Annotated in this window: 11 protein-coding genes; 4 read left to right on the forward strand and 7 right to left on the reverse strand. The window is 60.2% G+C overall.

The genetic code is table 11. The annotated features are described in order from the left end of the window. Positions 1-26: 26 nt before the first annotated feature. The 4 genes from HNR62_RS08555 to HNR62_RS08570 all read left to right on the forward strand — a co-directional run bounded on the left by HNR62_RS08555 (position 27) and on the right by HNR62_RS08570 (position 4,059). On the forward strand, positions 27-1,109 hold the full coding sequence (locus HNR62_RS08555; protein WP_204795668.1) for a TRAP transporter substrate-binding protein: 1,083 nt from the start codon (positions 27-29) through the stop codon (positions 1,107-1,109). A gap of 172 nt (positions 1,110-1,281) precedes the next feature. Next, positions 1,282-1,863: a TRAP transporter small permease subunit gene (locus tag HNR62_RS08560; protein WP_204795669.1), complete on the forward strand. Its 582-nt coding sequence runs from the start codon at positions 1,282-1,284 to the stop codon at positions 1,861-1,863. A gap of 11 nt (positions 1,864-1,874) precedes the next feature. Beyond that, complete coding sequence (locus HNR62_RS08565) at positions 1,875-3,245, forward strand: TRAP transporter large permease (RefSeq protein ID WP_204795670.1); 1,371 nt, start codon at positions 1,875-1,877, stop codon at positions 3,243-3,245. 34 nt (positions 3,246-3,279) lie between these two features. Beyond that, the gene (locus tag HNR62_RS08570) at positions 3,280-4,059 is read left to right on the forward strand and encodes a 3-hydroxybutyrate dehydrogenase (protein WP_204795671.1); all 780 of its coding nucleotides are present in this window, start codon (positions 3,280-3,282) and stop codon (positions 4,057-4,059) included. Positions 4,060-4,230: 171 nt separating this feature from the next. Here the strand turns inward: HNR62_RS08570 and HNR62_RS08575 are convergent, their stop codons facing one another. From HNR62_RS08575 to HNR62_RS08605, 7 genes are all read right to left on the reverse strand, one after another. Then, positions 4,231-5,580 carry an APC family permease gene (locus HNR62_RS08575; RefSeq protein ID WP_204795672.1) on the reverse strand — a complete coding sequence of 450 codons (1,350 nt, stop codon included), beginning with the start codon at positions 5,578-5,580 and terminating at the stop codon, positions 4,231-4,233. 23 nt (positions 5,581-5,603) lie between these two features. Further along, on the reverse strand, positions 5,604-6,359 hold the full coding sequence (locus tag HNR62_RS08580) for an N-formylglutamate amidohydrolase (protein WP_204795673.1): 756 nt from the start codon (positions 6,357-6,359) through the stop codon (positions 5,604-5,606). Between the two features lie 3 nt (positions 6,360-6,362). Next, positions 6,363-7,709, reverse strand: a complete 1,347-nt coding sequence (locus tag HNR62_RS08585; RefSeq protein WP_204795674.1) for a type I glutamate--ammonia ligase — start codon at positions 7,707-7,709, stop codon at positions 6,363-6,365. Between the two features lie 102 nt (positions 7,710-7,811). Then, on the reverse strand, positions 7,812-8,402 hold the full coding sequence (locus HNR62_RS08590; protein WP_204795675.1) for a cysteine hydrolase family protein: 591 nt from the start codon (positions 8,400-8,402) through the stop codon (positions 7,812-7,814). 73 nt (positions 8,403-8,475) lie between these two features. Beyond that, positions 8,476-9,342 carry a MurR/RpiR family transcriptional regulator gene (locus HNR62_RS08595; protein WP_204795676.1) on the reverse strand — a complete coding sequence of 289 codons (867 nt, stop codon included), beginning with the start codon at positions 9,340-9,342 and terminating at the stop codon, positions 8,476-8,478. A gap of 431 nt (positions 9,343-9,773) precedes the next feature. Continuing rightward, positions 9,774-11,090 carry a DEAD/DEAH box helicase gene (locus HNR62_RS08600; protein WP_239552694.1) on the reverse strand — a complete coding sequence of 439 codons (1,317 nt, stop codon included), beginning with the start codon at positions 11,088-11,090 and terminating at the stop codon, positions 9,774-9,776. Positions 11,091-11,339: 249 nt separating this feature from the next. Then, entirely contained in the window at positions 11,340-12,488 is a 1,149-nt protein-coding gene (locus HNR62_RS08605; protein WP_204795678.1) for an AI-2E family transporter, read from the reverse strand. Positions 12,489-12,716 lie beyond the last annotated feature (228 nt).

The raw sequence follows: 12,716 nt of genomic DNA on the forward strand, positions 1-12,716 counted from the left end.
ACTGAAGCAAGCAGAAGGAAATCTCCATGATCATCAAGCACACGCTGTCCAGATTACCCCATGCCATGACCGCCGCCGCCCTGTGCGCCACCGTCATCAGCGCCCCGGTGGCCGCCACCGAAAAGGTACGGTGGCAGGTTCCGCTGGCCTTTCCTTCCCATCTGGTGGGGCTGACCACGCCGGTCAAGCATTTGTCCGAATCGCTGGCCGCCGTCTCCGGCGGTAATGTAAAACTGCGTTACTACGAGCCGGGCGAGCTGGTGCCGCCGTTTGAAATCATGGATGCGGTCAGCGCCGGCAAGTACCCGGCGGGTTACACCTGGGTCGGTTACGATCAGGGCACCATTCCCGCCCTGCCGCTGTATTCGGGCGCGCCCTTCAACATGGAGCCGCCGGCCTATCTGGCCTGGTATTACGAAGGGGACGGCAAGGCCCTGCTGGAAGAGATCTACGCCGAGCGCAATATTCATCCCATGCTGTGCAGCATCATAGGTCCGGAAGGCGCCGGCTGGTTCAAGCAGCAGATCACCAGCCTGGACGACTTCCAGGGCCTGCGCATTCGCTTCGCCGGCATCGGCGGCAAGGTGCTGGAGAACCTGGGCGCCTCCGTGACCATGGTGCCGGGGGCGGAAATCTTCCAGGCGCTGGAGCGCAATACCATAGACGCCACCGAATTTTCCCAGCCGGCCATCGACAAGATGCTGGGCCTGGATCAGATCGTCAAAAACTACATCATGCCCGGCTGGCACCAGACCCTGACCACCTCGCATCTGCTGGTGAATCAGGATGTGTGGCAGGGCCTGGAGCCGGAAACCCGCGCCCTGATCGAAATGGGCTGCGAGTCGGCCACCCTCAAGGGCTTTGCCCAGAGCGAGTGGGCCCAGCCCACGGCGCTGCGTGACTACGAGAAGGAAGGGGTCACGGCCCAGGTATTGCCCGAGCCGGTATTGCGCGAGCTGGAAAACGTCACCAACAAGGTGATGGATGACATGGCCGCCGAAGACGAGATGTTCAAGCGGGTGCTGACCAGCCAGCGCGACTTCATGAAACATCATTCCATCTGGCACGGCAAGGGCTACCTGCCGCGCGACTTCTACCAGTACGACTGACTGATAGTCCCTTGGGGGGCGGGCTCGATGTAGCCCGCCTTGTCGCCGCTCTTGCCTGGAGATGATGATGTCCACCGATCCGTCTCGACATTTGTCCCAACATTCGTCCCAACATTCGTCTCGAGATTCATTTCAAGATGCGTCTCAAACAAAGGAGCACATTATTCCCCCCATGCACCCGGCCGCCGACGAGCTGCCGGTCAACGGGGTGTCACAATGGCTGGACGCTGTGGTGTCGGCCGTGGGCCGGCTCAGCTCCTGGCTGTGGCTGGCGGTGCTGCTGGTGGTGCTGAGCAACGTGTTCAGCCGTTTCGTGCTGTCGGCGGGCTCCATCGCGCTGGAAGAATTGTCCTGGCACCTGTTCGGCATCGCCATGATGCTGACCCTGGGTTTTGCGGTGGTGAAGGACGACCATGTACGGGTGGATGTACTGCGTGAAAAATTCTCTTTGCGTACCCAGGCCATCATAGAGCTGACGTGCATCGTGCTGCTGGCGCTGCCGATCCTGGCCCTGATGATCGACGCCCTGGTGCCCTATGCCTACAAGGCCTTCGTTTATAACGAACGATCCCAGGCGCCAAGCGGCCTGCCGTATCGCTTCATCTTCAAGAGTGTCTTGCCCATCGGCCTGCTGCTGGTGGTCATGGCGCTGTGTTCTCGTGGTCTGCGCTGCATGACCCTGTTGTTTGCCTTTCCCCGGGCCGTGCCGCCCACGGCCAGATCGGGCAGGCATGCTTCTTCCCGGTCGACATAAAAGAGGTCAAAATGGAGCTGGAAACCGTGTTGGTGGTGGCCATGTTTGCCTCCTTTATGGGGCTGTTGCTGCTGGGCTTTCCCGTCGCCTGGGTGCTGGCGGGCATCGGCCTGCTGTTTGCGCTGGCCGGCCATGTGCTGGTGGAGCAGTTTGACGCTAACCTCTGGTTCACCTGGAACGGCACCATAGGGGTGCTGGACGCCCGCATCTTCGGCATTGTCGCCAACGAACTGATGGTGGCGCTGCCGCTGTTTATCTTCATGGGCATCATGCTGGACAGATCCGGCATCGCCGAAAAGCTGATGCACAGCCTGGTGCGACTGCTGGGCCCCTTGCGCGGTGGCTACGCCATTACCGTGGTGATTGTCGGCCTGCTGCTGGCGGCCTCGACCGGCATCGTCGGCGCCTCCGTGGTGCTGCTCGGCATGCTGTCGCTCGGCCCCATGATGCAGGCCAGCTACAGCAAGAGCCTGGCGGTGGGCACGGCCTGTTCGGTGGGTACCCTCGGCATTCTGGTGCCACCCAGCATCATGCTGGTGTTGATGGCCGACCGCCTGGGTACGCCGGCCGCGTCGGTGGGCAAGCTGTTCATGGGGGCGCTGCTCCCCGGTGTCATGCTGGGCCTGATGTATGTGCTCTACATAGTGCTGCTGGCCTGGATCAAGAAGGACGCGGCACCGGCCCCGAAATACACCGAGCGCATGGATCTCCGTGCCTGGCTGGACGTCATCGGCGCCGTGGTGCCGCCCATGGTGCTGATAGTGGCGGTGCTGGGCTCCATCTTCATGGGCATTGCCACCACCACCGAAGCCTCGGCGGTCGGGGCGGCAGGGGCCCTGCTGATGGCCTTGCTGAGCAAGCGCCTGAGCCTGAAGGTACTGCAGGAATCCCTGTACCAGACCAGCCGCACCACCGCCTTTATCTTCGGGATTTTCATCGGCGCCACCGTGTTTGCCGCCGTGCTGCGCGGGCTGGGCGGTGACGACGTGATCCGTGATGCCATTACCGGGCTGCCGTTCGGCACCACCGGCATCATGATCACCATCCTCTTCATCACCTTTCTGCTGGGCTTCTTTCTCGACTGGGTGGAGATCACCCTGATTATCTTGCCGCTGGTGGCCCCCGTGGTGTTTTCGCTGGGGGTGGAGCCGGTGTGGTTTGCGGTGCTGTTTGCCCTGTGTCTGCAAACCTCGTTTCTGACCCCGCCGGTGGGCTTTGCGCTTTTCTACATCAAGGGCGTGTGCCCGCCGGGTATTACTACCCGCCATATCTATCTGGGGGTGCTGCCCTTTATCGCCCTGCAATTGCTGGGCCTGGTGCTGGTGTTCTGTTACGAGCCCCTGGCCACCTGGCTGCCGACCCGGGTCTACGGCGGCCTGTAACCAACGAATATGCTGCTTGAAAGGAGAAAGAATCATGCGTCTTGAACACAAGGTGGCCCTGATCACCGGTGCGGGCCAGGGCATAGGCCGGGCCATTGCCGAGCACTATGCCCGGGAAGGCGCCAGCGTCGCGGTGGCGGATCTGGATCTGGGCCGGGCCGAGCGGGTGGCGCTGGCCATCGTCGCGGCGGGGGGCCGCGCCATCGCCCTGGACATGGACGTGACCGACGAACAGGCGGTAGAGCAGGGCATGGCCCGGGTGGTGCGCCACTGGGGTCGGCTGGACATCGCATTGGCCAACGCCGGCATTCAGCATATCGCGCCCTTGCACAAGCTGACCTTAGATGACTGGAACCGGGTGCTCAAGGTGCACCTGGGCGGCGCCTTTCTGGTGACCCGTGCCGCCTTGCAGCAGATGTACCGCAACGGAGGCGGTGTCATGCTGTACATGGGCTCTGTGCATTCCATGGAGGCCTCGCCGCTCAAGGCGCCTTATGTCACCGCCAAGCACGGCATGCTGGGCCTGTGCCGCTCGGTGGCGCGAGAAGGAGCCGAACACGGGGTGCGCAGCAACATCATCTGCCCCGGCTTCGTGCGCACGCCATTGGTGGACAAGCAGATCCCGGAGCAGGCCAGAGAGCTGGGCATCAGCGAAGCCGAAGTAATCCGCAATGTGATGCTGAAAAACACCGTCGACGGCGAGTTCACCACCCTGGAAGACGTGTCCGAGCTGGCGGTGCATCTGGCGGCCTTTCCGTCGGCGGCCCTCACCGGACAGGCGATGGTGGTCAGCCACGGCTGGCACATGCAGTGATGGTGATAATGATGCGAGAGGTGAGAGGTGAGGCGTAAGGCGTGATACGGGAGGAGTAAATGCACCAAGGCATCACCCGGGGGTGATGCCTTGGTGTCAGGGAAAACGGTGGCCGGATCGGGGTAAAAGACAAATCCGTTGCCGTTCAGTCTTCTATCTCAGTCGTCTAGCTCAGTCTTCTAGCTGCAACACCGGTTGTCTGCCCAGCACATATTTCAGGACCAACAGATAAACCACCCCAATGGCTATCCAGGCAAGGCCCAGTGTCTGTGCTTCTTGTCCCATGCTGAACAGCACGTAACCGATGATCAGCAGACCCAGAACAGGACAGATCAGGTGACGAATAACCTGCCCGGAACGCTGGCGCACAAAATAGTGGTTGATCACCGACAGGTGCAACAGCAGGAAACCGGTCAGGGCCCCGAAGTTCACCAGCGACGTCAGCACATCCGGGCTGTCCAGGAACAGGACGCCAATCACCAGAGACAAGACGGTCACCAGATAGATGCTGATATGAGGGGTCTTGAACCTGGGGTGTACCCTGGCCAGCACCACCGGTAACTTCTTGTCTCGCGCCATGGAAAACAGCAAGCGGGATACCGCCGCCTGAGAGGTGACCGACACCGCTATGCCCCAGGCCAGGGCCGTGGCCACCGCCGCCAGGGTCGCCAGCCAGCTGCCGCCGGCCAGTCCGGCAATCTCGTAGAAGGCGGTATCCGGCGACTCGAAGGTCATGCCTACGGACAGATCGGCCGCAATCCAGGTTTGCAGCACAAACAGGCTGCCCATGATAAACAGGGTGGCCAATGCCGCCTGACCGATTTTCCTGGCCGGGTTGTCTTCCACTTCTTCGGCCAGGGTGGAGATGGCATCAAACCCGAGGAAAGACAACACGGCGATGGATACGGCCTTCATGATCAGTTCAGGCTCAAAGGTCTCCATGTTGAACAGGGGGCGCAGGGTCAGGCCGCCGGAGCCCATGCCCTGGGCATAGAGGGCATAGAGACCGACGCCGACAAACAAGGCCAGTACGATCAGCTGGCCAATCAGAAACAACCTGTTCAACCTGGCGGTAAACTTGATACCCACCAGGTTGCCGATGGTGGCGATCACCAGGAAGAAGAGCACCCAGGCGAGCTTGGGAATGAAGGGGAACAGGTGCGACAGTGCCAGGGCGCTGAATACATACAGCAGGGGCGGTATCAGCAGATAATCCAGCAACAGCACCCAGCCGGCGATAAAGCCCACCTGCTCATGAATGCCACGCTGTGCATAAGAATAAACCGAGCCGGCGATGGGAAAGGCCCTGGCCATTGACTGATAGCTGAGTGCAGTAAACAGCATGGCCACCATACCCACCAGATAGGCCGCCGGCACCATGCCGCCGGCATCGGCGGATACCCAGCCGTATACACCGAAGGGCGCGATGGGGATCATGAAAATCATCCCGTAGATGATCAGATCCGTCAGGCTGAGGGAGCGTTTAAGCTCCTGTTTATAGCCAAATTCATTGACTGACATAAGTCCTCCTTGATGTCTGGATATCAGATGGGTAATAAAGGCGCCAACCGGGCAGCCCATTGTGCAATCTGTTGTTCGTTACGCAGCAGATCATTGCGGATTTCCAGCAAGACGGCGGGCAGGCCCCTGGCGTCGCCATGAACCGGTACCGTCATGTCCTCATCCGGGTGAATGTTGTAGGGTTGATTGTCACCCACCGTCAGGGGATGGCTCGACAGCCCCTCGAGCAGCGAACAGGCGTAGTCAGAGGCTTCACCGTAGAGAATGCCTATTTCCCAGGGGCGACGCTGGCCATGGTAAACGGGGGTAAAGGAATGCACGCCCACCACCCGGGTCGCCTTACCGGCCTGCAGGCGGGCATCCAGCAACCGGGATACCTGCCGGTGAAAGGGGCGGTAAATCTGTTCGACCCGCCACTCCCGCTCGGTGGCCGTCAACGCATGGTTACCGGGAATATCATGGTGCTCACTGCGCAGAGGAATACAGTCCTCGGCCTGCAAGGGCCGGTTCAGGTCAATCAGCAACCGGGAATAATTACCCAGGATCAGCGGGGCGTTCAGTTTCAATGCCAGCGCCCGGGCCAGACCGGCTGCGCCCGGATCCCAGCTGATATGCTCTTCCAGCAGTTGCGGCGTCAGCCCCAGCCGTTGATAGCGGGCCGGTATATAGTTGGAGGCATGCTCGCAAAGCAGCAGGACCTCGCTGTCTCCGGTGGCATTGAAAAGGGTAAAGGCGGCTGGTTCGGTCGCATCAATAACCGAAATATCGGGATTCATCATGTATCAGTACACCTGACCGTAACGTTGGCACAGCTGCTCGGGATTCAGTCCGTCACAGATCCTGATTTCTGCTTCTTTCATGCACAGATAGGTCTCAACCAGGGCGGTCGGCAGCTGTTCGAGCAGCCGGGTGTCATCACGCAGCACGGACAATGCCTGGGAGAGCGACGAGGGCAGTCGGTGGATACCCAGGCGGGCACTTTCCGCATCGGATAATGTTTCCGGATCGGCATCACTGATCTCCGGCGTAGCAAGTTGCTCCCGCATGCCAATCAGGCCGGCCAGCAGCACGGTTGCCAATGCCAGATGAGGCGACGCTGTGGCGTCCATGGCGCGGTATTCCAGGTTATACTGTTTGGCCGGCTCCCCCCCGCCCATGCTCACCAGCGGACAGATCCGCAGGGACGTTTCCCGGTTTCTGTCGCCCAGGCTGGTGTAGGCCGCGCTCCAGCGGTGGGGTTGCAAACGCAGATAAGACACCGAGGTCGGCGCCGTAAAGGCACACAAGGCCGGCATGTGGCGCAGCACGCCCGCCGCCCAGGAACCCGTCAGCGGCGCCAGGCCATGAGCACGCTCGGGATCATACATCAGCGGTTTGCCCTGCAGATCCTGGAAGCTGACATGAAGATGTACGCCGTTGCCCACTCCGTCCGGCTGCTGGATGGGCGAAAATGAAATGCCGTATCCCAGGTTGCCGGCCACTTCACGGCTGATTTCCCGAATGTTCACCGCCCTGTCGGCGGCCTGCACCGGGCTGCAGGGGCGACAGGTCACTTCGTATTGGTGCTGGCCATATTCCGGCAGGAAGGTTTCCGGCTCGACGCCGGCTTCTTCCAGTACCCTCATCAGCACGGAGCCGAAAGGATCAACCTGACGCAGGCCCCGCAGTGAAAAGGCGGGGGTGTCGGCCGCCTGCTCTGTGGTCAGGGTGAACTCATGTTCGAATGCCACCACCAGCTCGATACCGAACTCTTGCCGGTACTGGCGTTGAACGTCCTTGAGCAAGGTGCGCGGGCAGGTTGGCCAGGGCGCACCATCGGTCTGAACCAGATCGCTGTGGTAATAAGCCAGTGGCGTCATCTCACTGTCGGGGAAGGTGTTTACCCTGACCAGGCTGGCCGGATCGGGTTTTAACCGGAGATCACCCAGGCTGCCCCAGGGATTGGGGTCGGCAATAATATCAAAGGGGGTCAGGGCACTGTTGGCCGGCACCCAGCCGCAGCCCTTGTCGAGCTGTTGCTCGGCTTCTGTTTCCAGCATGGCCCGGCCACGGGTAATGCCGGACAGATCGGTGGTGACAAAACTGGTCAGGGTCGGTTGCCGGGGCAACGACCGGTTGGACTGTGTCATGACTAACTCCACTATTTTTCGGGGCACGTTCTTCGGGGCAGGCTCTTCAGGACATGTTTTTCAGGACATATTCTTCAGGGCAGGCTCTTCAGGGCATGTTTTTCAGGACAGGCTTTTCAGGGCATTGAGACGGGCGACCACGGTGGCCGTGTCGGTGATCCAGCAATACCCCTTGATGGCATTCAGGCAGGCGGCATGGCGCTCCGGGGTCAGGGTGGCGCAGGCATCTTCCACCAGTGTCACGATATAGCCGCGATCGGCGGCATCGCGAACCGCCATGTCCACACACTGATCGGTGACGATACCGGCGATGATCAGGTATCTGGTATTGAGGTTGCGCAGCACATAATCGATGGCGGTGGAGTTGAACACCCCGGACGAGGTTTTGGGCAGTACGACCTCATTGGGCAGTGGGGCCAGCTCGGCAATCACCTGGCCTTCGGGCGCCCCCCGGGGAATATGCATATCGGATAACTTGTGATCCAGGGAACGATCCCTTCCGTCCTGGGTCAGGCTCTCGATGAGGGTATGCAGCACATTCTGTTTGGCACCGCGGGCGGCCGCCAGCAGCTTTTGCTGGTTGGGAATCACCTGTTGCTGCAGACGGGTGTAATAATAATCCGCAAGGCCCGGGTCCAGGTGGGGATCCAGCCCCGGCTCGACCCAGATCCGTTGCATATCAACGAATAACATCGAGGTCTCATCTGGTTGATAAGCCAGCGCGCGGGGAGAGTGTGCAAAGGTATCTGATGGCATAATGCCGTCCTTATTGGTCATGTTGTAACAGGTGGCTGCCGAACTGCTGACGGATCTGGTCGATTTCTTCCACCCGGGTCGTCATGGCGGAGTCCAGTCTGGCGGTCAATTCGGCAATCAAGGCTTCAACCTGTGCCATGGCGGGCACCAGGGTGTCGAAGGGCGAAGGGACTTCCACCGGGGCGGCAATGACAATGTCTGCCAGCGGACGCAGCGGAGAGTCATAAATATCGGTAAACAGCACTATCCTGGCCTGGCGACGACGGGCCGTTTCTATCGCCAGTGCGGCTGTTTGCTGATAGCGGCGATAATCAAATTGAATAAAAATGTCACCGGGCCGCAGATCGATCAATTGCTCCGGCAGTTGGGAGGGGGTGGCTATCCAGCTGCAGCCGGAGCGCAGCAGGTGCAGGTGGCTATACAGATAGCCAGCCAGAAAGCCGCTGAAGCGCCCACCATGGCAACAGATGTCTTTGCGCGGATCACCGAGCCAGGCAAGCAGCTGTTCGGTATCCTGGCGTACTTGCCATTGCCGGCATTCGCCCAGCTTGTCGATGGCGGCATCGATGAAATCGTCCCATTTATTCCCGCCCGGAGACCCTTGCCGGATTTTGGGCAGCATGCTTAACGGAGAACGCATCCGCTCGTCGATGTCCTGTACCAGGCTGGACTGAAACTCGGGATAACCGGAGAACCCCAGCTTTTTGACCAAGCGGAGTACGCTGGGATCACTGACCCCGCAACGCCTGGCCAGTTGTGACACCGTGGTCAAGCCTGACATGGGAAAATCGGCCAGCAACACCCGCACCAGCTTGCGTTCGGCCGGGGTAAAGGGTTTTGGGGGAGCCTCCAACAGGGCCTTGATGTCCTTGTGCATATTTAACTTTCATCCTTGAATTATTATTCTCGTATTATCTATTTCATTTACTGCTAGTCAAAATAATTTTGTAGCAAAAATTACTTTCTGGCGCTCGTCGGACCCGTGATGGTGGTCAGCCACGGCTGGCATATAAGCAATATCCTATAACTGATGTGGATTTTGGGGCTGGTTTGCCTTTCTCGTCACCCTCGCGAAGGCGGGGGTCCAGTACTTTGCAGGCGACTCGCAGTCTGACCGTTCTGCGCTACACACCCTGGATTCCCGCCTTCGCGGGAATGACAAGAGAGGGCGCGCAGGAATGTCGCTCCCCGCAGGCGGGAATTTATGCGGCGCCAACCTGCAGGCGGATACGCAGCAACACAAAAAAAGGCCGGGGCGCTTGTGCGCCCCGGCCTTTTGTTACCGCAACCGGTGAATGGCGGTCGGGATCAGTCGTTGCTGGTCGGTTTCTTGCGTTTCATCGGCGCCATGCCGTCATCGGAGCCCAGGCCGGCGCCGGTCGGCAGTCGATCGCTGCGATCTTTCTGCGCCTTGACCGGTTTCCTGGGCGGCTGGTAGGCATTGGGGCCACCTTTGCCTTTATAGCCGTTGCCTCGGGCGGCCGGCTTGCCCGCTCCCCTGGGGCCGGTTTTTTTGGCGGCCGGTTTCACCCCCTTGAACTTGCCTTCCAGCCCCTCGATGGTCACGAAGGCAATGTCCTGCTGCAGGAAGCGCTCGACCCGCTTGAAGGCGTCCCAGTCCTTGGGGCCCACCAGAGATACCGCCGTGCCCTTGGCGCCGGCACGGCCGGTACGGCCGATGCGGTGCACGTATTCTTCTGCCTGCTTGGGCATGTCGAAGTTCACCACCAGCGACACCTGCAACAGATCCAGCCCGCGCGAGGCCACGTCTGTGGTGATCAGCACCTTCTGCTGGCCACGGCTGAAGCTGTCCATGATGCGGTTACGCTCGGACTGGCTCATGTCGCCACTGAGGGCGGCGGTGGTCAGCCCCTGCTGCTGCAACAGGGCCGCCAGCCGTTCGGTGTCGGGCCGGGTGGCGGTAAAGATAATCGCTTGCTGGTAGCTTTCGGTGGTCAGAATATGCTGCAACAGTGCCTGTTTGTGATCCAGGTGATCACACAGATAAAAGCGTTTCTCGATATCCAGATGCTCGGCGTTGGCGGCGCCCACGGCCACCCGCTTGGGGGACTTGAGCAGCTTGTCGGCCATTTCGTTCACTTCGGCGTGATCCAGGGTGGCCGAAAACATCAGCGTCTGGCGGCGGCGGTGATCGGCGGCTGCGTTGATCTGATTCAGCTCCTTGGCGAAGCCCAGATCCAGCATGCGGTCGGCCTCGTCCATGATCAGCAGCTCCAGGCCGCCCAGCATCAGCGAACGGGCATCCAGATGATTGGCCAGCCGCCCCGGGGTAGCCACCACCACATGGGGCTCTTTACGCAGCGCCTTGATCTGGTCGTTGAAGTTTTCGCCGCCCAGCACCAGGGCGATGTTGGTGGAGCTGCCACTGGTGAGCGAGCGCAGCTGCACATACACCTGCTTGGCCAGCTCCCGGGTGGGCGCGAGGATCAGCGCCCGCGGATCGCGCTTGCTCAGCGCCCTGGTCTTCATCAGCCGGTGCAGCGCCGGCAGCAGGAAGGCCAGCGTCTTGCCCGAGCCGGTTTTGGAGGACGCGATCAGATCATGGCCGGTCAATATGACCGGAATGGCCCTGTCCTGGATCTCGGTAGGCGTGGTTAAGCCCATGTGATCCAATGCGGTCAATAGACGGGAATCCAGCCCAAGATCTTTAAACTGTTCGGGTTTTTGCGCCAACGTGCTGCTCCGGGTGTGTAATGAGTCAACTCAGAATGGATAGCGTGAGAGTCGACAGAGAAAAAGGAAGGAAAAAAACGACCGCCATTGTATAAGAATTTTGGCCGGATGTAATGATCCGGCGGCACCTGACTGTCGCCCGGCCTCCGGCCATGGTGAGCAGGGTCGTCAATGTTGCCGCTATTTCCCCAGCAGTTCGCCCATCGGCCGCAGGTTGGTGACGTGATCGCACAACGACTTGATCACCATCATCATGGGGGTGGCGATAATCAGCCCTACCGGGCCCCATATCCAGCCCCAGAACGAGAGACCGACAAAAATCGCCACCGGGTTGAGGCTGGAAAGATGGCTGGTCAGCCAGGGAGTGAGCAGATAGCCCTGAATGCTGGTGACCACCAGCGAGGCACCGGCCACGATAAACGCCATGTCCAGGGTGCCGAACTGTAAGAAGGCCGCCATGCCGGTGCCCAGCAGCACCAGCAGCGGGCCCAGATAGGGAATGGCACTGGCCACGCCGGCCAGTACGCCCCAGAGACCGGCCTGTTCCACATCAAGGATCCAGAAGGCCAGCCAGGTGAAGGCGCCGACAAAGACGGCGCTTAACAGCATCACAAACAGGAAGCGGCGTACCTGATGATGAAAGTCATCCATGATGTGGGCGGCCTTGCGCATGCGTTCAAACGAGGGGCCCGAGATACGGATTACCTTGCGTCGGTATAATTTTCCCACCGCCAGCATGAAATACACCAGCAGCAGGGCGGAAAAACTCTGGGACACCATCACCAGCGCCGCCGAGGCGCCGCCCAGCAAATATTCCTGCACATCGAAGGGCTTTTCCACGATACGCACCGAGGTTACGCCCGGCGTTCTGGCCTTCTTCTTGTCACTGGTGCTGTCTTCAATCTCTTTGGCGGCAGCCTGGGCTTTTTCTATGATACCCGCCTCTTTGGGCGGGGTGGTGGCGGCACTGCGTTTGAACTTGTTGATGGCCACCGGCACCTTGTCCAGCATGGTCACGGCTTCGCGCTGCAAGGGGATGCTGGCGCTGACCATGACTGCCAGCAACACGAATATCACCACGGCCGCGCTGAGGGGACGAGGCACTTTGAGCCGGTCGAAGGGAGAAAGCAGCGGGTCCAGGGCATAACTGATGAAAACCGCCACCATCAGCGGCAGCAGCACCGCCTGCGCCCAGTCGATGAAATACACGGTCGCCACCGACGCCAGTATGATCAGCGAGACACTGCGCACGTTCAGCGCGTCGATCAGGGGTTTCTGATCGTCCGAGGCCTTTTTACTGCCGAATAATGCGTTATCTGGGTCTGTCATGTGGTCAGTATCCGGTTTTGCTATGTTGCAGAGTTTAACCGTATTTTACCGGAGGAGACATGGCCATGAGATCGCACCCCCATGTCTCGTTTTGACATCTTTGTGTCTTAATCAGCAATGTTGCCAGCTTGTTTCACCTGTTTACTGTCGGTTATCCGAACAGGGGCACTGATGTGGCCGTCTGTCGCGGTTTGTGACGCCGGGGCCAGGTGCCGGCGTTGACTCCCG

Source organism: Oceanisphaera litoralis (assembly GCF_016907015.1).
In the GTDB taxonomy this organism is placed as follows: Bacteria; Pseudomonadota; Gammaproteobacteria; order Enterobacterales; family Aeromonadaceae; genus Oceanimonas; species Oceanimonas litoralis.

Excerpts from the sequence above, each read along its gene's own strand:
- HNR62_RS08570 (WP_204795671.1), top strand. The coding sequence starts at position 3,280 with ATGCGTCTTGAACACAAGGTGGCCCTGATCACCGGTGCGGGCCAGGGC.
- HNR62_RS08565 (WP_204795670.1), top strand. The coding sequence starts at position 1,875 with ATGGAGCTGGAAACCGTGTTGGTGGTGGCCATGTTTGCCTCCTTTATG.
- HNR62_RS08595 (WP_204795676.1), bottom strand. The coding sequence starts at position 9,342 with ATGCACAAGGACATCAAGGCCCTGTTGGAGGCTCCCCCAAAACCCTTT.
- HNR62_RS08555 (WP_204795668.1), top strand. The coding sequence starts at position 27 with ATGATCATCAAGCACACGCTGTCCAGATTACCCCATGCCATGACCGCC.
- HNR62_RS08580 (WP_204795673.1), bottom strand. The coding sequence starts at position 6,359 with ATGATGAATCCCGATATTTCGGTTATTGATGCGACCGAACCAGCCGCC.
- HNR62_RS08600 (WP_239552694.1), bottom strand. The coding sequence starts at position 11,090 with ATGGGCTTAACCACGCCTACCGAGATCCAGGACAGGGCCATTCCGGTC.
- HNR62_RS08575 (WP_204795672.1), bottom strand. The coding sequence starts at position 5,580 with ATGTCAGTCAATGAATTTGGCTATAAACAGGAGCTTAAACGCTCCCTC.
- HNR62_RS08560 (WP_204795669.1), top strand. The coding sequence starts at position 1,282 with ATGCACCCGGCCGCCGACGAGCTGCCGGTCAACGGGGTGTCACAATGG.
- HNR62_RS08590 (WP_204795675.1), bottom strand. The coding sequence starts at position 8,402 with ATGTTATTCGTTGATATGCAACGGATCTGGGTCGAGCCGGGGCTGGAT.
- HNR62_RS08585 (WP_204795674.1), bottom strand. The coding sequence starts at position 7,709 with ATGACACAGTCCAACCGGTCGTTGCCCCGGCAACCGACCCTGACCAGT.
- HNR62_RS08605 (WP_204795678.1), bottom strand. The coding sequence starts at position 12,488 with ATGACAGACCCAGATAACGCATTATTCGGCAGTAAAAAGGCCTCGGAC.